The sequence below is a fragment of the Streptomyces sp. NPDC020875 genome (assembly GCF_040641415.1).
In the GTDB taxonomy this organism is placed as follows: Bacteria; Actinomycetota; Actinomycetes; order Streptomycetales; family Streptomycetaceae; genus Streptomyces.
This window is the reverse complement of the sequence record NZ_JBFADP010000094.1, coordinates 1-18,496: the sequence shown is the minus strand read 5'-3', so window position 1 is coordinate 18,496 and position 18,496 is coordinate 1. Positions and strand designations below refer to the sequence as shown.

Annotated in this window: 12 protein-coding genes and 1 pseudogene; 5 read left to right on the top strand and 8 right to left on the bottom strand. The window is 74.0% G+C overall.

The genetic code is table 11. The features are described 5' to 3' along the window. Positions 1-442 precede the first annotated feature (442 nt). Together AB0G74_RS32925 and ptsP are read left to right on the top strand one after the other, a co-directional pair. Positions 443-892 carry a PTS glucose transporter subunit IIA gene (locus tag AB0G74_RS32925; RefSeq protein WP_361153975.1) on the top strand — a complete coding sequence of 150 codons (450 nt, stop codon included), beginning with the start codon at positions 443-445 and terminating at the stop codon, positions 890-892. Positions 893-964: 72 nt separating this feature from the next. Next, positions 965-2,635, top strand: coding sequence for a phosphoenolpyruvate--protein phosphotransferase (gene ptsP / locus AB0G74_RS32920; RefSeq protein ID WP_361153973.1), 1,671 nt, complete (start codon positions 965-967; stop codon positions 2,633-2,635). A gap of 67 nt (positions 2,636-2,702) precedes the next feature. On the opposite strand, the gene AB0G74_RS32915 is transcribed toward ptsP, so the two are convergent. Together AB0G74_RS32915 and AB0G74_RS32910 are read right to left on the bottom strand one after the other, a co-directional pair. Beyond that, a complete protein-coding gene (locus AB0G74_RS32915) occupies positions 2,703-3,653 on the bottom strand; it encodes a hypothetical protein (protein ID WP_361153972.1) in 951 nt (316 codons plus the stop codon). A gap of 82 nt (positions 3,654-3,735) precedes the next feature. Beyond that, positions 3,736-5,757: an acetoacetate--CoA ligase gene (locus AB0G74_RS32910; protein ID WP_361153970.1), complete on the bottom strand. Its 2,022-nt coding sequence runs from the start codon at positions 5,755-5,757 to the stop codon at positions 3,736-3,738. Between the two features lie 269 nt (positions 5,758-6,026). On the opposite strand from AB0G74_RS32910, the gene AB0G74_RS32905 reads away from it, so the two are divergent. After that, positions 6,027-8,396, top strand: coding sequence for a glycoside hydrolase family 31 protein (locus AB0G74_RS32905; RefSeq protein WP_361153968.1), 2,370 nt, complete (start codon positions 6,027-6,029; stop codon positions 8,394-8,396). Here AB0G74_RS32905 and AB0G74_RS32900 read toward each other — a convergent pair. Continuing rightward, a complete protein-coding gene (locus tag AB0G74_RS32900) occupies positions 8,387-8,893 on the bottom strand; it encodes an NUDIX domain-containing protein (protein ID WP_361153965.1) in 507 nt (168 codons plus the stop codon). The genes AB0G74_RS32905 and AB0G74_RS32900 overlap by 10 nt on opposite strands. Before the next feature lie 71 nt (positions 8,894-8,964). Here AB0G74_RS32900 and AB0G74_RS32895 point away from each other — a divergent pair, with 71 nt between their 5' ends. After that, entirely contained in the window at positions 8,965-9,351 is a 387-nt protein-coding gene (locus AB0G74_RS32895) for a DUF962 domain-containing protein (RefSeq protein WP_361153963.1), read from the top strand. A 119-nt stretch (positions 9,352-9,470) separates the two neighbouring features. Here the strand turns inward: AB0G74_RS32895 and AB0G74_RS32890 are convergent, their stop codons facing one another. The 4 genes from AB0G74_RS32890 to AB0G74_RS32875 form a co-directional block, all read right to left on the bottom strand. Further along, complete coding sequence (locus AB0G74_RS32890; RefSeq protein ID WP_361153960.1) at positions 9,471-10,073, bottom strand: ATP/GTP-binding protein; 603 nt, start codon at positions 10,071-10,073, stop codon at positions 9,471-9,473. Further along, on the bottom strand, positions 10,054-10,458 hold the full coding sequence (locus tag AB0G74_RS32885) for a DUF742 domain-containing protein (RefSeq protein ID WP_361153978.1): 405 nt from the start codon (positions 10,456-10,458) through the stop codon (positions 10,054-10,056). Before AB0G74_RS32885 ends, AB0G74_RS32890 begins: the two co-directional genes overlap by 20 nt. A 223-nt stretch (positions 10,459-10,681) precedes the next feature. Next, positions 10,682-11,131 carry a roadblock/LC7 domain-containing protein gene (locus tag AB0G74_RS32880; RefSeq protein ID WP_361153958.1) on the bottom strand — a complete coding sequence of 150 codons (450 nt, stop codon included), beginning with the start codon at positions 11,129-11,131 and terminating at the stop codon, positions 10,682-10,684. Next, a complete protein-coding gene (locus AB0G74_RS32875; RefSeq protein ID WP_361153956.1) occupies positions 11,128-14,040 on the bottom strand; it encodes a nitrate- and nitrite sensing domain-containing protein in 2,913 nt (970 codons plus the stop codon). Before AB0G74_RS32875 ends, AB0G74_RS32880 begins: the two co-directional genes overlap by 4 nt. Positions 14,041-14,671: 631 nt before the next feature. Between AB0G74_RS32875 and AB0G74_RS32870 the strand changes: the two genes are divergently transcribed. Further along, entirely contained in the window at positions 14,672-15,142 is a 471-nt protein-coding gene (locus AB0G74_RS32870; protein ID WP_361153954.1) for a hypothetical protein, read from the top strand. Positions 15,143-15,352: 210 nt separating this feature from the next. Here the strand turns inward: AB0G74_RS32870 and AB0G74_RS32865 are convergent. Further along, positions 15,353-18,496: pseudogene (locus tag AB0G74_RS32865) on the bottom strand (hypothetical protein); the annotation flags it as partial.

Genomic DNA, 18,496 nt, shown 5'->3' with positions numbered 1-18,496 from the left:
TATCAACTAATCTGGCGTTGATTTTTGGCACGCTGTTGAGTTCTCAAGGAACGGACGCTTCCTTCAGGCCCTTTTCACCAGGCCCTCCGGGCTTTCCCTTCGACGTTTCAAACCTTATCAGGCTTTTTCCGGCCCGGTGACCACCCCCGGCCCTTCCCCCTGCGGGCATGCAGAGGTTTAGACCAGTTAGGATCTCGGCTTGATACGTCGCTGCCGAACCCCGACGCGATGTCGTGTTGGGCTCAGGCAGGGGTACGACAGTACAGGTCACCGGAGTGCGAGGCAAATCGTTTCCGGTGCGTCCCTAGGTCCGTCAACCGGTTGCTTTCGGGCGGAACTGGGACTTCACCTGACATACGCTCTGATACAGCTCTGAACAGTGCGTCGCCCCGCGCCACCCCCGACGACGGCGCGACGACTCTCCGCCCCTGGGAGGCTCCCCATGACCACAGTGACGTCGCCGCTGGCCGGACGTGCCATCGGACTCGCGGCCGTACCGGACCCGGTCTTCTCCGGTGCCATGGTCGGTCCCGGTACCGCCATCGACCCCGTACGCGAACCCTCCGAGGCCGTCTCCCCCGTCGACGGGGTAATCGTCTCCCTGCACTCCCACGCCTTCGTGGTGGTGGACGCCGAGGGGCACGGAGTGCTGACGCATCTCGGTATCGACACCGTGCAGCTCAACGGCGAGGGCTTCGAGCTGCTCGTCAACAAGGGGGACACCGTCACCCGCGGCCAGGCGATCGTGCGCTGGAACCCGGTCGCCGTCGAAGCGGCGGGCAAGTCGCCGATCTGCCCGATCGTCGCCCTGGAAGCCACCCCCGACGTACTCGGAGACGTCCGCGAAGACGGCGATGTGAAGTCCGGCGACCAGCTCTTCACCTGGCAGTGACGCCGTACCGGCGACAGCGGTTCGACAACCATCGCGGCGGACCCCTCCGCCGCTCGACCGGGAACGGGTGACATGGAGACAACGCTGCGAGGCGTCGGCGTGAGCCACGGAGTGGCGATCGGCGAGGTGCGGCACATGGGTACGGCGGTTCTGGAACCGCCGGCCAAGCAGAACCCCGCGCAGGACACGGAGCGCGAACAGGGGCGCGCCCGTCAGGCGGTGGACGCCGTGGCCGCCGATCTCATCGCCCGGGGCAATCTGGCGGGCGGCGAGGCGCAGGCCGTCCTGGAGGCCCAGGCGTTGATGGCGCAGGACCCCGAGCTGATGTCCGACGTGGACCGCAGGATCGCGGTCGGCAGTACGGCCGAGCGGGGCGTGTACGACGCGTTCGCCTCCTATCGGGCGCTGCTCGCGGGGGCCGGGGAGTATCTGGCGGGGCGGGTCGCGGACCTGGACGACGTACGGAACCGGATCGTGGCCCGGCTGCTCGGGGTGCCGATGCCCGGGGTGCCGGACAGTGACGAGCCGTACGTCCTGATCGCCCGGGATCTGGCGCCGGCGGACACCGCGCTGCTGGACCCGGCGCTGGTGCTGGGGTTCGTGACCGAGGAGGGCGGGCCGACGAGCCACAGCGCGATCCTCGCGCGGGCGCTGGGCGTACCGGCCGTGGTGGCGCTGCCGGGGGCCGGGGATCTGGCCGAGGGCACGCTGGTCGCGGTCGACGGCAGTACGGGGGAGATCTTCGTACGGCCGACCGATGAGCGGCGGGCGGAGCTGACCCGGGCGGCGGCCGAGCGGAAGGCGGCGCTGGCCGCCGCGAGCGGTCCTGGTGCCACGTCGGACGGGCACAAGGTGCCGCTGCTGGCGAATGTGGGCGGGCCCGCCGACGTACCGGCGGCGGTGGAGGCCGGTGCCGAGGGCGTCGGTCTGTTCCGTACCGAGTTCCTGTTCCTGGACGACAGTGAGCGGGCGCCGTCGGAGGAGAAGCAGGTCGAGGCGTACCGCAAGGTGCTGGAGGCGTTCCCGGAGGGCCGGGTCGTGGTCAGGGTGCTGGACGCGGGCGCGGACAAGCCGCTGGCGTTCCTCACTCCGGCGGACGAGCCGAATCCGGCGCTGGGCGTGCGGGGTCTGCGGACGCTGCTGGACCATCCGGAGGTGCTGCGGACCCAGCTGACGGCGCTCGCGAAGGCGGCGGAGGGGCTGCCGGTCTATCTGGACGTGATGGCTCCGATGGTGGCGGACCGGGCGGACGCCAAGGCGTTCGCGGACGCGTGCCGGGACGCCGGTCTTTCGGCGAAGTTCGGTGCGATGGTGGAGATTCCGTCCGCCGCGCTGCGGGCGCGTTCGATCCTCCAGGAGGTCGAGTTCCTCTCGCTGGGCACCAACGATCTGGCGCAGTACACCTTCGCCGCCGACCGTCAGGTCGGGGCGGTGTCGCGGTTGCAGGATCCGTGGCAGCCCGCGCTGCTGGATCTGGTGGCCCTGTCGGCGGAAGCCGCGAAGGCCGAGGGCAAGAGCTGCGGTGTCTGCGGTGAGGCGGCCTCCGATCCGCTGCTGGCCTGTGTGCTGACGGGGCTGGGGGTGACGTCCCTGTCGATGGGCGCCGCCTCGATCCCCTATGTCCGGGCGGCGCTGGCGCAGCACACGCTGGCGCAGTGCGAGCGGGCCGCGGCGGCGGCCCGGGCGGCGGACAGTGCCGAGGAGGCGCGGCTCGCCGCGCGCGCGGTGCTCTCCGGCGAGTAGCCGTGGGTGTGTGACGGGAGGGCCTCGCGGTCGCGGGGCCCTCCCGGCGTTTCCGGGCGGGTCCGGGTCAGTGGTGGGTGTCGGGTGGGTCAGTGGGGATGTCGAAGCCCGCGCGGTACTCGGCGCCGGGTTCGGGTGGGACGGGGCCGCCGTCGCGGGCGTCGGTGCAGTAGGCGCTGAAGACCTCGGCTTCGGTGAGGGGGACGAAGCGGCTCCGGTGGACGGTCCAGCCGTGGAGCCGGTCGGGGCCTTCGGGGGTGCGGGTGCGCAGGACCACTCCCCCGGGCCGGTCGAGGGCGACGGCGACGGCGAGCACGGTGACGAACTCGGTGCATTCGAGGGCGTCGAGCCGGGCGGTGGGGGTGGTGGTGTCGCCGGTGGCGGTGAGGGTGGCGAGGAGTTGTTCCTCGGGGGCGGCGACGCTGCAGACCAGGTGGTGGCTGCCGGGCCCGGCGGTCTGGAGGAGCCGGGTGAGCAGGTGGGAGGCCCGGTCGAAGGCGGCTTTGCCGATGTCCTGGCCGCAGTCGGCGCAGTTTCCGATCGCGGCGAGGAGGGTGGCCGCGTACTCCCAGGTGGCTTCGCGGACGGCGTGGTGGACGAGTTGGGGCAGCAGGGTTTCGAGGGGTTGGCCGGTGTAGGGGACGGCGCCGCCGCGGGCGGCGGCGACGGCGGTGTAGCGGCTGCGGCTGAGCGGGGTGTCGGGGTCGATGCCCTCGTCGGCGCAGTAGGCCGCGTACTCCTCGGGGTCGAAGAGGACGACGGTGATGAGGAGGTGGTGGTCGGCGACGGTGGTGAGGAGGTCCTCGATGTGCCGGAGGTAGTCGGGGTGGTCGGTGAAGGTGAACGTGCGGTAGCCGCGCATGGCGTCGAAGTCGTGGGTGTCGGCGAGGACTCCCACGGTGCTCGGGATCTCGCGGCGCAGGGCGCGGCGGACGGCGGTCCTGTTCCGTGGGCGGTCGGTGCCCCGGCGGCGGGTGCGCGGGCGGTCGCCGCCGGTGGGTGTGGTGTCGCGGGTCATGGGTCCCCCTGGAGTGGCGTACGTACGGTCGAGCATTGATTACTCACCGTAGCGGCCGCCACTGACAGTGGCCCCGGGGAGGTCAGCCGGTGCCGTGTTCGCGGTTCGCGCGGCGTTCGGCGGCGAGCCGGATGTAGTGGTCGAGCAGTTCGGGCCGGTCGACGGAGCCGGGGTTGACGGCCTTGGCGGGGGATTCGCCCTGGAGGAGGCGTTTGACGGGGACTTCGAGGCGTTTGCCGGTGAGGGTGTGGGGGACGGCGGGGATCTCGACGATGTCGTCGGGGACGTGCCGGGGTGAGAGCCGGGCGCGGATGGTGGTTTTGATCCGGTTCCGGAGTTCGTCGTCGAGGGCGGTGCCGTCGGCGAGGTGGACAAAGAGGGGCATCCAGTAGCCGCCGTCGGGTTCCTCGACGCCGATGACGAGGGATTCGCGGATCTCGGGGAGGCGTTCGACGGCTTCGTAGATATCGGCGGAGCCCATCCGGACGCCCTGCCGGTTGAGGGTGGAGTCGGAGCGGCCGTGGACGACGACGGTGCCGCGGTGGGTGAGGGTGATCCAGTCGCCGTGGCGCCAGACGCCGGGGTAGGTGTCGAAGTAGGCGGCGCGGTAGCGGCTGTCGTCGGGGTCGTTCCAGAAGCCGGTCGGCATGGAGGGCATGGGGCGGGTGACGACGAGTTCGCCGACTTCGTCGACGAGGTCGTGGCCCGCTTCGTCCCAGGCGCGCAGATCGGTGCCGAGGCAGAGTGCCTGGAGTTCCCCGATGTGGACGGGGAGGGTGGGGACCGCTCCGGCGAAGCAGCTGCAGACGTCGGTGCCGCCGCTGACGGAGGCGATCCAGAGGTCGTGTCCGGCGTCGGCGAACTCGTCGTGGAGCCAGCGGAAGCCGTCGGGCGGGAGCGGGGATCCGGTGGTGGCGACGCAGCCGACGCGGGACAGGTCGTGGTCGCGCGCGGGGTGGACGCCCGCTTTGCGGCAGGCCATGACATAGGCGGCCGAGGTGCCGAAGAAGGTGGCGCCGACGCGTTCGGCGACGCGCCACTGGGCACCGGTGTCGGGGTGGCCGGGGCTGCCGTCGTAGAGCACCACCGTGGTTCCGGTGAGCAGGCCGGAGACGAGGTAGTTCCACATCATCCAGCCGGTGGAGGTGTACCAGAAGAAGCGGTCCCCGGGGCCCAGGTCGCAGTGGAGGCCGATCTGTTTGAGGTGTTCGAGGAGGATGCCGCCCTGGGACTGGACGATGGCCTTGGGGAGTCCGGTGGTGCCGGACGAATAGAGGATCCAGAGGGGGTGTTCGAAGGGGAGCGGGGTGTACTCGGGGGTCGCGTCGCCCCGGGTGACGGCGGACCAGTCGTGGGCGCCGTCGGGGGCGGGGGTGCCGAGCAGGGGTACGTGGACGGTGCCGCGCAGTCCGGGGAGTCCGGCGCGGAGTTCGGCGACGGTGTCGGCGCGGTCGTGTTGCTTGCCGCCGTAGCGGTAGCCGTCGACGGTGAACAGGACGACGGGTTCGACCTGCTGGAAGCGGTCGAGGACGGCGCGGGCGCCGAAGTCGGGGGCGCAGGAGGTCCAGACGGCGCCGACGGCGGCACTGGCGAGGAAGGCGACGACAGCCTGGGGGATGTTGGGCAGATAGGCGCAGACCCGGTCGCCGGGGGTGACTCCGAGGTCCCTGAGGTGGGCGGCGAGGGCGGCGACCTGGTCGCGGAGTTCGGCCCAGCTGGTCTCGGCGGGTTCGTGGGTCTCGTCGACATGGACGAGGGCGGTTTCGCCGGGGCGGGTGTCGGCGGCGCGCAGCGCGTGTTCTGCGTAGTTGAGGGTGGCACCGGTGAACCAGTGGGCGCCGGGCATGGCGGGGTCGGGCAGGACGCGCTCGTAGGGGGTGGTGAATTGGACGTCGAAGTAGTCGGCGACGGCGCGCCAGAAGGTTTCGAGGGATTCGACGGACCAGGTGTGGAGGGCGGGGTAGCCGCCGTCGGCGGGCGCCCCGTGGTGTTCGGCGGCCCAGCGCTGGAAGTGGGTGATCCGCGCGGCGGCGATCCGTTCGGCGGCCGGCCGCCACAGGGGGGCCGGTTCGTCCGCGGGGGTCGCTGGGGTCGCTGGATTCACTGGGGTCACAGTGCGGCTCCGGAGGATCTGGTCTCGTCCCACGTCCTGCCGGGCCGTGGGGCGCTGCGCGGTGTCTGCGGTGGCCGTGGGCGCGCCGGTGTGTGAGCGGTCCTCGGTGTTACGGACGATGCCATGTGATCGTCCGGAGCACCAGGGTGTCGTGGGGCGGGTGGGGGTGCCGTGGTGGGCGCGGGCGGGCGGGCCGACAGTGGGTGAACGCGGGCTGAACCCGGCGGCTCCGGTGGTCGGGCGGTGGCAGGCTGGGCCGTATGGACGGTGGTGAGCTGGTGCGCTCGGTGGGTCGGCTGCGCACGTTGGGGGCGCGGCCGGGGCTGCGGGCGGTGCGCTGGGCGTGGCGTCGGCGGCGTACGGACGCGGTGGCGCGGGCGGGTCGGGGGGCTGAGCTGGCGCGGGTGCCGGGGCCGTTGGTGGGCGCGCAGGCGGCGCCGGGTGGCGGGGTGGTGCGGTTCGCCCGTTCGGAGTTGCGGATCGTGGTGGCGGTCGGGGGCGCGGTGTTCTGGGGGTGGGACGGGGCCGGTCCCGAGCCGTCGTACGCGCTGGCGGCGCCGGTGCCGGAGCCGGATCCGCGGGCTGGTCTGGAGCCGGATACGGACGGCGGCTGGCGGGTGGTTTCGCAGCGGGTGACGGTGGCGGTGTCGCGGCTGGGCGCGGTGGAGGTGCGGACGCCGGGCGGGGTGGTGCTGCGGCGTGATCTGCCGCCGCGCTGGTGGGAGCCGGAGGGCGGGGGGCCGGGTCGCTGGTCGGTGCGGACGGAGGTGGCGGCGGACGCGCGGTTCTTCGGCTTGGGGGGCCGGTCGGCGGGTCCTCGGCTGCGGGACGGGGCGTACCGGTTGTGGAACACCGATCCGGGGGGTTCGTTCGGTCCGGGGGACGATCCGCTGTCGGTGACGATGCCGGTGCAGCTGGTGGTGGCGGACGCGGGGACGCATCTGGTGTTCCACGATTCGACCTGGGACGGGCTGGTGACGTTGCGGGAGGGCCGGGAGGGGGACGGCTCGGGGCACGACCGGCCGGGGACGGTGGAGCTGCGGATGTCCGGGGGGCCGCTGCGCTGCTGGGTGGTGGTGGGGACGCCGGCCCGGGTCCTGGCGCGCTGGTCGCGGCTGACGGGTCCGGCGGCGGTGCCGCCGTCGTGGGCGCTGGGGCCGCAGCACGCCCGGTGGGGGTTCGGTGATCAGGAGGAGGTGTGGCGGGTCGTGACGGGATATCGGGAGCGGGGGCTTGCGTTGTCGGCGGTCCATCTGGATATCGACCATCTGGACGAGCGGCGGGTGTTCACGGTGGACCGGGCGCGGTTTCCGGATCTGCCGGGTCTGGCCGCCCGGTCGCGGGCGGCGGGGGTGCGGCTGGTGTCGATCGTGGATCCGGCGGTACGGGCCGGGCGCGGGGACGCGGTCTACGAATCGGGGCGGCGGATCGGGGCGTTCGTCCGGGACGGGCGGGGGCGGGAGGTACGGGGTGAGGTGTGGCCCGGGGCGTGCGCCTATCCGGACTTCACGGATCCGGTGGTGCGGCGCTGGTGGGGTGAGTGGTACGCGGAGCGGCTCGGGCTCGGGTTCTCGGGTGTGTGGCACGACATGAACGAGCCGGTGGCGTTCGCGCCGTTCGGGGAGGCGACGCTGCCGAGGTCGGCGCGGCATGTGCTGGAGGGCCGGGGCGGTGATCATCGCGAGGCGCACAATGTGTACGGCCTGGCGATGGCGCGGGCGGGGTACGAGGGGTTGCGGCGGTTGCGGCCCGGGGAGCGGCCGTTTCTGTTCTCGCGGTCGGGCTGGGTGGGGTTGCAGCGGTACGGCGGTACCTGGTCGGGCGATGTGACGAGCAGTTGGGCGGGGCTGCGGGCGTCGCTGGCGCTGGTGCTGGGTCTCGGGTTGTGCGGGGTGCCGTACTCGGGTCCGGATGTGGGGGGTTTCGACGGTGTGCCGTCGCCGGAGCTGTATCTGCGCTGGTTCCAGCTGGGGGCGTATCTGCCGCTGTTCCGGACGCATTCGGCGCTGGGGGCGGGGCGCCGGGAGCCCTGGGAGTTCGGGCCGATGGTGCTGGAGCACGCGGGGGCGGCGCTGGTGGAGCGGGAGCGGCTGCGGCCCTATCTGGTGACGCTGGCGCATCTGGCGCGGCTGACGGGGGCGCCGTATGTCAGGCCGTTGTGGTGGGACGCGCCGGGCGATCGTGAGCTGCGTGACTGCGGGGACGCGTTTCTGCTGGGTGACGCGTTGCTGGTGGCGCCGGTGCTGGAGCCGGGGGTGGCGCGGCGGACGGTGCGGCTGCCGCGCGGCCGGTGGTACGACACGGTGTCGGGGCGGGCGTACGACGGTCCCGGCCGGGTCCTGTTGGAGGCGCCGGTATCCCGGATTCCGGTGTTGGCGCGGGCGGGTTCGGTGGTGCCGGTGCGGGGCGTGGACGGCGGGATCGAGCTGGAGGTGTGGGCTCCGGTGCCGGGCCGCAAGGGGGGCGGTCTGGTGGTGCCGGATCCGGGGGACGGCTGGGAGCGGGCGGAGATCGAGCGGTACGCGGTCCGCTGGGCGGCGGGCCGTGTGGTGGTGCGGCGGGTGCGGGGCGACGGGGCGGTGCGGCCGGATCGTCCGGTGCGGGTGCGGGGCGGGCGGGGTCAGCGGTAGCGGCCGGCGAACCAGGCGCGTACGGCCCGGGTGTGCAGGGGGAAGGCGAGTTCCCCGGGGGCGTACAGGAGATGACGGCCGGTGGTCTCCGGGTTGGGGGCGGGGGCCGGGAGGGCGTCGGCGGGGAGGGCGGGCAGCAGGGCGAAGAGGAGGAGGTGGCCGGTGGCGGGGGCGCTGAGGGCGTCGGCGAGCCGGACGTCGTCGGCGTCGGCGGTGATACCGGTCTCCTCGGCGAGTTCCCGGACGGCGGCTTCCTGCCAGCTCTCCCGGTGGTCGACGAATCCGCCGGGCAGGGCGATTCCGCCCACCCGGGGTGGGACGGCGCGGGTGATGACGACCAGGCCGGTGCCCCGGTCGTCGTGGACGGGCTGGAGGGCGACGGCGACGGGGAGGGGGTTGCGGTAGGCGGTCGTACCGCAGGCGGGGCAGGTGCGGGGCCAGTCGGCGGCCGGGCCGTAGGGGGCTCCGCAGGCGCCGCAGTGGGAGTCGAGGGGCATTGGCGGACTGTAGCGGAGGGCTGGTTCGGGTCTCTGGCCGGTGGTGGCCGGCCGGACTACGGTGCGGGTTCATGGACCGTACCTTCGACTCGTACGAGGAATTCTGGCCCTACTACGTGGCGATGCACTCCAGGGCGGCGACCCGCTGGGTGCATCTGGCGGGGACGCTGACGGGCGCGGCGGTCGCCGTGTACGGGCTGGCGCGGGGGCGGCCGCGCTGGGCCGCGGCGCTGCCGCTGATCGGTTACGGGGCGGCGTGGCCCGCGCATTTCCTGATCGAGGGGAACAACCCGGCGACGTTCGGGCATCCGCTGTGGTCGCTGCGCGGGGACGCGCGGATGATCCGGACGATGCTGGCGGGGCGGGATCGCGAACTGGCCGGGACGGCCGCCGCGTGGCTCGCCGCGGAGCGGGGTCGCCCGGCGGACGTCCGGCGCGGCGGCGGTCCGGCCGGGTGATGGCGGGGAGGTGCTTTCACACGTAACGGGGCCGGGGCGGATGCGGCGTACCGGTCGGCGGGTCCGGAGCCGGAACGGCACGAGGCCGGGTCGGTACCCCGAAAGGCCCCGTGACGCCGTCAGGTGGTGGCGTGCCGGTGGGCCGGGTCCACCCGGGTCAGGGCGTGTTCGACCACCGTCACCAGGACCGTCTTCACGGACTCCCGGTCCCGCGCGTCGCACAGCAGCAGCGGCACCCCCTCGTCGAGGTCGAGGGCCGCGCGGACCGACGGAACGGCGAACCGTTCCGCCCCCTCGAAGCAGTTGACGGCGACGGTGAAGGGGATGTCCCGGCGCTCGAAGTAGTCGACGGCGGCGAACGAGTCCGCGAGCCGCCGGGTGTCCGCGAGGACCACCGCGCCCAGCGACCCCTGGGCCAGTTCGTCCCAGAGGAACCAGAAACGATCCTGCCCGGGGGTGCCGAAGAGATAGAGGACGAGATCCTCGCGGAGGGTGATCCGCCCGAAGTCCATGGCGACGGTGGTGGTCGTCTTGGCCTCCACCCCGCCCGTGTCGTCGAAGGGACGGCCCGCCTCGGTGAGGTCCTCCTCGGTCCGCAGCGGGCGGATCTCGCTCACCGCGCCGACCAGGGTCGTCTTCCCGACCCCGAAACCACCGGCGACCAGGATCTTCAGAGCCACCGGCGTACGGCGCCGCTCCCGGTCAGAGCGCCCGAAGACCATTGATCACCTCGCGGAGGATGTTCACGTCCGGCAGCTCGGCCGGCGGAACGGGACGGGATACCTGGACGAGCGCGTCCTCGACGAGATCGCCGACCAGGACGCGGATCACCCCGACGGGGAGGTCGAGACCGGCAGCCAGTTCGGCGATCGACTGCGGGCTCAGCTCGCACCGTTCGACGATGTCGACGTGTTCCGGGGAGAGATGGTGGCCGGGGTGGCCGGCCACCGGCTCCGGGACCACGAGGGCGATCAGATCGAGCCGGTGGTGGTGTGCCGTACTGCTGGTCCGGCCCCTGGTCATCGCATAGGGGCGGACCACCGGACCCGCCTCGGCGTCCACGAAGTGGTGCGGAGGGCGTGAGTGCCGGGGTTGCCGGGGCTGCAGTGCCTCCCGTTCCAGGGGCTCCGGCGGTGGTGCCGGTTCCTGGTCGAGCCCCGGTGGCTGCCGGGTTTGCCGCGGCCTTGGGGAGCCGTGCGGCCCCGGAGGCGTAGGAGGCCCGTGTGAATAGGGGGATGGGTGTAAGCGGCTGGGGTCTTGGGGGTCGTGGGCCGTGGGTTCGGTGCCGTCGCCCCTGGTGTCCCGGCCGTCGCTCATCCGGACCTCGTCATCAGGCGGGACGGCCGGTCCGCGGGGCGGTGGAGAGATGGGCGCCGACTCGCTTGACCATGAGCGTCATCTCGTACGCCACCTGGCCGATATCGGAATCGGCGTCGGCGAGTACGGCGAGACAGCTGCCGTCACCGGCGGCCGTGACGAAGAGGAACGCGTCGTCCATTTCCACCACCGTCTGCCGGACGGTACCGGCGTCGAAATGGCGGCCCACCCCCTTGGCCAGGCTGTGGAATCCGGAGGCGACGGCGGCGAGGTGCTCGCCGTCCTCCCGGCTCAGCTCGCGCGAGCTGCCGGTGGCCAGTCCGTCGCCGGAGAGGACGAGGGCCCGGCGGATGCTGCCGACCCGGTCGACGAGTTCATCGAGCAGCCAGTCGAGCGGCCCCGTACCGCTCCGGGTCCGTGGGTGGCCGCCTGCGGTGTCGGCTGTGGCGTGCGGTGCGGTCATGGACCGTTCCCCTCCGATGTCGTTCGTGGTTCCGGACGGCCGGTACGGCCGGTGGCGCTGCTCCGGACGTCGTTGTCGGCAGCGAAGTCGGTGGCGGTGTCATAAGCGGTGATGGCGGTGTCGGTGTCGTTCTCGCGGCGGCCTCGCTGCCAGCCCCGCTGGAGGGACGCCATCCGGTCGCGTACGGAGTCCGCGTCGCGATCCGCCTCGCGGCCGGCGGCGGGGCCGCCCGGGGTGTCGTACGGTGCCGTGGCCCGGCCCCGGGTACCGGCCGGGTCCCGGGCGTCGCGGAGCTGCGGGGCGAGGCTGGCCTGGCGGACCCGGCGGGGCAGTCCGTCGACGAACGCGGGCGCGGTACCCGGGGCCGACGGGCCGCCGGACATCTCGTCGGCTCTGCGATGGCCCCCGCCGGGGGGCTCGGCACCGCCGCCCGGGAGAAGGCCCCGACGGGGCCCGGCGGAGCCGGAGTTCCCCGCTCCCCCGGGGCCGCGGCCGATCGGGGACGGTCCCGGGGACTTGCGGCGGCGCGGCAACGGGGCCGGGGCGCCGTCGGCGGCGGGCTCACCGGCCTGCTGGTGCTCCTCGCGGCCCGCCGGTCCCGCGGGGTCGCCGGGCCGCTCGCGGTACGCGTCGGGACGGCCGGGCGGAGTCCGGTACGGGTCGGTGGGGTGCGCCGGACCGTAGCCGCCGGCCGGGAACACGGAGCCGGGGCCGTCGCCCGGGCGCGTGGGGTCGTAGCCGTCGCCCGGGAGTCCGAAGGAGGCGGCGAGCGCGCCGTCCGCCGGGCCGAAGCCGTCACCGCGGTCGGGGTGGTCGGGTCCCGGGGCGGAGTCCGGGCCGGTGAACCGGTCACCGGGGGCGTCCGACCCCCGGGGCAGGGCCGAACGGGACCGGCCCGCGGCACCGGCACCCTCCACGGCCGCGGGGCCGGAACCCGTCCGCCGGTCGGCGGCGCCCGGTGGTGTACGGTCCAGCCGGAAGCCGGACTCCCGCTCCTCCGGGGCGTCGGTCAGCAGGGCGGCGGGGAGGAACACCACGGCCGTGGTCCCGCCGTAGGGCGACGACTGGAGGGACACCCGGACGTTCTGCCGCTGGGCGAGCCGGCTGATCACGAAGAGGCCGAGGCGGTCGGTGTCCGACAGTTCGAACTCCGGGGTCTCGGCGAGCCGGAGATTGGCCTCCAGCAGGGCCTCCGGCTGCATCCCGAGTCCCCGGTCGTGGATCTCCAGGGTGAAGCCGTTGGCCACCCGCTCGCCGTGGACGTGGACGGCGGTGTCCGGGGGCGAGAACACGGTGGCGTTCTCCAGCAGTTCCGCGATCAGATGCGTCAGGTCGGCGACGGACTGGCCGCCGACGCCGATCCGGGGCAGCCGCCGGATCTCGACCCGCTCGTAGTCCTCGACCTCGGCGACCGCGGCCCGGACGACGTCCATCAGCTGGACCGGCTTGCGCCACTGCCGGGAGGGCGCGGCTCCGGAGAGGATCACCAGACCCTCGGCGTGCCGCCGCATCCTGGTGGTGAGGTGGTCCAGCCGGAACAGGTCGGCGAGTTCGTCGGCGTCCTCGGTACGGCGCTCCATCGCGTCGAGGAGGGTGAGCTGGCGGTGGAGGAGGACCTGGTTCCGGCGGGCGAGGTTGACGAAGACCTCGGAGACCCCGCGGCGCATCTCGGACTGGCGCACGGCCGCCTCGACCGCGGCGCGCTGCAGGGTGTTCAGGGCGCGGCCCGCCTGGCCGATCTCGTCCTCGGGGTAGTCCAGGCGCGGTGCCTCGGTCTCGACGTCGACCTGTTCGCCCGCGGCGAGCCGCCGCATCACACCGGGCAGCCGTACCCCGGACACCTCGTGGGCCTCGCGGCGCAGCCGGGACAGGTCACGGACCAGATCGCGGCCGATCCGGACGGAGACGACGACGGAGACCAGCAGGGCGAGGAAGCCGAGGACACCGGCGATGCCCGCCTTGAGGAAGACGTTGTACGCGGCCGGTTCCACCTGGTCCTCGTGGCGGTCCTCGGACGCCACTGCCTCACGGCGGAGTTCGCCGATGACGGGGGCGACCGCCTCGCGCCACTCCGCGGTCTCGGAGGGAGCGGTCTCGGAAGGCGCGGTCCCCGACTCCGGGCCGGTGGCGGTGAGCCGCTGTTCGGCGTCGCGCAGGGGCAGGGTCTTCGGCCCGTTCCAGAGCGTCTGGTAGACCTCGCGCTCCTTGCCGGGAAGGGATTCGAGGCTGGTCTCGTAGAGGAGTTCGCGGCGGGCGACGAGTCCGGTGAGGGCGCGGCGCTCGGCCGGGGTGACCCGGCCCGAGGTGAGGGCGGCCGCGATCAGGGCGTCCTCACGGGCGACGGTCTCGACGGCGCGGACGAGGCCGACGACGGCCCGGCCCTGGCGCTCCATCCCGATATCGCTGAGGGTGTGGAGGGAGTTGAGGAAGGGGAAGGCGGGGTCGATGACGCCGTTGTAGTACTCCATGGCGCGGGCCCGGGAGACGGTGCCCGCCTCGACCGAGCGGCGCAGTCCGGCGAGGCCGTCGAAGCCCTTGAGAAGTGCGGTCAGTTTGCGGTCGCCGTCGGCCCGTAAGGTGTCGCGGACATCGTCGCCCGCCGCCCCGGCGCGGACGGCGGCGACCGAGCGGTCGACGGCGGTGCGCTGGTCCCGTAAGGCCGTCAGCGCCCCGGACGAACGGCGGTCGGCGAGATAGACGAGGGTTTGGCGGCGTTCCTGCTGAAGGGCGGCCACGGCATCGGTCACCGGCTCGCCGACGGCGTCGACGACCCGGTTGACGTCGAGCAGCCGGCCCGCCTCCCGGCCCGTGAGCACGGTGGTGAAGCCCCAGAGGCCGGTGAGGGAGAGCAGTGGGACCAGGAGCAGCGCCACGATCTTCCGGCGGATGGACTTCCCGCGAAAGCGCATGGCCTCCCCCTGTACGAACCCGCCCCCGGGCGGTGCTCCTCCGTACCTCTCCGTCAGCAAACGGCGCGAGCCTACTACTGTCAGACAATCAACTCGAAGGGCCGTCCGGGCGATTTTCGGCCGACCGACGGGACCGGGTCAGTGGCCGTCACGGCATTCAAGGTGCTGGGATTCCCGGCGTGTCGGCGTGCGCGGGGCCCGGTGTCACGGGGAGCCGTACGGGAGATGGCCGGAATCCTATGGATCGGCGCCCGGGGGACGGAACAAAACGGGGGCCCGACGCGTCCTTATGTACGGGGCTGTTGGCAACCCGGCCGATAGCGACCGGTAGTGCGATATTCGCCCGCACTGTCGGTTATCGCGCGCCCGGGATGTCGACTCCTTCGCGGAGGGCCGTCCGAGAGGACGCCGACGGCCCCGGGGGCCTGAGGGTGCCGGGAGGGGTCGGCGGACCGGTTCGTACGGTTCGGGGGCGGACGGCTCCGGGATCGTCGGGGTCTACGGCTCCGGGGCCTTGGCATCCGGACACGGAATGGCCGGGGCGCCGCCGGTCGTGAGTAGAACCAGGTATTCCGGGCACCCAAGGCGGTACCGGAACGGACGACGGGGGACGTGGGGAGTGACCAGGACCATGGTGAGGGGCGAGCGTCGCGAGGAGACGGACCGCTCCGTACAGGGGGTCGACGTACCGCGACAGCTCTGGGTCGACGAGCCGACGGCCCGGGCCAGGATGGCCGATCCCGTGCGCACGGCGGCGGTCCGGGCCGTGCTCATCGTCTCTTTGACCCTGGTTCAGGCGATGGTCGCCTTTCTGTGCACCCTCGCCGGTTCGTGGCTCGCCTTCCCGATGGTGCTCAGCAGTGTCGCGAGTACGGTCGTGGCGACCTGGGCGGTGCTCGACGTCTGGATCACCCGTCAGGTCTGGAAGCAGCGGAACGGGGTGGTCTCCGAACCCAGTAGCAGCGCCCGCGCGTTGCGGCGGGAGCGCCGCCGGGCGCGGCGCGCGGCGCGGGCCGCGGCCCGTGAGGAGACGCGAATACGGCGCCGGGAGGGCCGGGAGCGGGGCGGCCGCCGGGTCGCCGAGGCCGAGGTCCGGGTCTGACCGGCCCCGGCCCGGGCGGCCGTCCGGGCCGGACTCAGGGCGAGAGGCCGTCAGCGGCCGTCGTCGCCTGGGAGCCACCGCCGAGCGGCGGTCGCGCGGCTCCCGGGGCGGCATAGGGCCGTGTGGGCGGGGCGTTTCCACCGATCCGGTCCCCGCCGTGGGAAACCGGTCCGGGGAAGACGCCCCTGCCGTGCCGTGTACCGGAGGGATTCAGCCCTCGGCCCGGGGCCGCTCGGTGTCGTCCGCCGGGGCGGCGGAGCCCGTAGGGCTGGTGGCGGGCGGGGTGCCGCCGTCGGCCGGGGACGGGATCGCGGGAGCCGGGCGGCCGGGGTCGGCCGGGGCGGCCTGGGCGGGGACCAGGGGCTCCGCCGGGGCGCGCCGGAACATCCGGGTCGCGGTGATCTCGCCGTGGATCTGCTCGCCCGACGGGTCGGCCTGGGGCAGTCCGGGCCGCAGATGCTCCTCGACGCTGATGTACTTCAGGCCCGCCCGGAGGTCTGCGTCGTTCCGCAGCCGGATCACCAGGGGGAACTCCGCGAGCGCCGTGGTGTCGAAGAGGCCGGTGGTGTAGAGGAGCTGGACGCCGAGGGCGTCGGAGACCGCGCGCTGCAGCTCCAGCAGATAGGTGGCGTTAGCCCGGCCGATGGGGTTGTCGAGGAAGAGCGTGCCCGCGTGGCGGTGCCGGTCCCGGCCCCGGTCGTTGCTGCGGAGCGCCGCCATCGTGCAGTAGAGGGCGATGGCGGCGGTCAGCAGCTGGCCGCCGGAGAAGACGTCGCCCATCTGCCCGACGGGGACCCGTTCGGCGCGCAGGACCGCGTCCGGCTTGAGGATCTCCACCGCGATGCCCTTGGGCTGGAGCGCCGCCTGCACCCCGCGGAGCAGCAGGGACATCCCGTCCCTGCGGCCTTCGCCGTAGGCGCCCGAGGCGTTCTTCCGGAGCGCGGCCCGGGTCGCCTCGTCGACGACTTCGCCGAGCCGTTCCGACAGGGTCGCCTGGTCGGGCTCTTCGAAGCGGATCCGGAGGAATTCCTGGCCGGACCACTCCCCCAGTCCCTCGGGCAGCCGGGAGAGGCGCTGGGCCGAGCGGAGGGTGGCCAGGGCGGACTCGACCAGTCCGCGCAGCCGGTCGACGATGGTGTCGCGGTTCCGTTCCAGCTGGGCCAGTTCGTCGGTGAGGACGCGGAGCCGGGGCGCGAACGCCTCGGCCCAGGCGGCGGCGTGCTCCGGCAGGGCCGAGGCGGGCAGCTCCCGGATCTGGTGGCGGGCGGGGGTGCGGACCTGTTCGTAGCGGGTGGAGTTGGCGTGCCGGACGAGGACGTCGGAGGCTTCCCGGACGGCCGTCTCCGCCGCCGACAGGTCGGTGGCGCAGCCCCGGAGGGAGCGGCGGGCCTCGGCGGCGGCCTGCCGGGCCTCGGCGAGGGCGTCGGTGTAGGGCTCGGGCGGCTCGGGGGTGTCGTCGTCCTGGTGGTCGCGGAGGAGGTCGCGGAGCTGGGCGGCGGTCTCGTCGAAGCCGCCCGCGCCGTCCTCGGCGGTGCGGTGGGCGGTCAGCAGGGTGCTGTGGGCGGCGCGGGCGGTGTCCAGCGCGTCGGTCCGGGCGGCCAGTTCGCCGGTGGCGGTGCGCAGCAGGCTCTGGGCGTGCTCGGCGTCGGCGGGGACGAGTTCCCCGGGCAGCTCCGTGTGGGCGGTGCCGTCGGCGGGGGCGAGCCGTTCGGCTTCGCCGCGCAGCCGGCCGAGCTTCTCGCTCGCCTCGGAGATGCGTGACTCCAGCATCTGGACGAGGGATTCGGCGCGGGCGGCGGCGGCCTGGCGGGAGGGTCCGTCGGCGCCGTCGGGGCTCTCCAGGAGCTGGGCCGCGCGGGTGCGGACCTTGTTGGTGAGCCGGTCGAGTTCGGCGAGGGCGGCGCTTTCGTCGCCTTCCGCGCGGGCCTGCTCGGCGCGGAGGTCGGCGCCGACGCCGACCTTCTCGTAGAGCGTGGACGCGGCCCGGTACGCCTCGCGGAGGGCGGGCAGGGACACCTTCGGCGGTGCGGCCGGTACGGCCGTTTCCGGTGTTCCGTCGGCTCCGCCCGGTTCGGGCTGTTCGGCGTGGTCGGGCACGCCCGCGATCTCGGCGCGTTCGGCGCGCAGGGCGCGGGCGGTCCTGCGGGCGTCGTCGGCGGCGCGCTGGGCGGCGCGGCGGTCCTCGTCGGCGGCCCTGGCGCGCTCCAGGCAGGTGGTGGCGCGGCCTTCGGCCTCGACGGCGTCATCGGCGAGTTCCCGCAGCTTGAGCTGCCAGCCGGACCGTTCGCGGAGCCGGTGGGCGAGTCCGGCGAGGGCGTCGGCGGCCCGGCGGGCGCGCTGGGCGGTCTCCTGGCGTTCCTCGCGGATCCGGGCGGTCTCGGCGGCGGCTTCGTCGGCCTCGGTCCTGGCGGCCCGGGCGACGGCCAGCTCCTCGCGTGCCGTCTCCGCGGTCTCCCGGGCGGTGGTGGCCGCTTCGGCGAGTTCGGTGAGCATGCCGGGCGGGCAGTCGGCGCGCCAGGAGGCGAGCCGGGCGGCGAGGGAGCGGTCGCCGGCGAGCCGGGCGGCGAGGGTCCTGATCTCCTCGTCGCGGGCGGCGGCGCGGGCGCGCAGGGCCTGTCGTTCCTCGTCGGCGGCGCCCTCGTCGTGCATGGCCGGGTTGGGCGGTACGAGGAAGACGCCGGGGTCGCCGGCGGTCGCGCCCGGGTCGGGGACGGGGGCGAGGAGGGCGGCGGCGGTGCCGACGGCGACGGCGGAGCGGGGCAGCAGGGCGGCGCCGCCGAGGACGTCCCGGGCCCGGTGGTGGGACTCGGGGTCGGTGATGACGACGCCGTCGACGAGTTCGGGGCGGGCGGCGAGGACGGTGGCGTGGTCGGCGGGGTCGACCGCCTGGGCGAGGTAGCGCCAGCCGGGGAGGGCGGGGATGCCGTGTTCCGCCAGGTATTCGACGGTGGCGAGGACGTCGGGCTTGGGGGGCAGCAGTCCGCCGTCGCCGAGGGCGCCGAGGATCCGGGCGTCGTCGGCGGCGGCGGTCCGCAGGTCGAACAGCTGGCGCTCGGCCGATGTCACGTACTGGTCGAGCAGTTCGCGCAGGTCGTCGGCCCAGCGGTCGAGGTCCTCGGCGGTCAGCGGGCCGTCGGAGGAGTCGGGCCGGGCGGCGGGCCGGGCCGGGCGGGTGTCCGGCCGGGGCGGCTGCTCCGGGGCGTCCGGTCCCGGTCCGGCCGGGGCCGGGGCGGGTGCGGGGAGGCTGAGGAGTTCGGCGAGCCGGGGGTCCTCGGCGATGGCGGCGGCGGCCCGGTATTCGGCGGCGTGGGCGTTCCCGGCGGCCGCGGCGGCGTCGGCGGCCCTGGCGGCGGC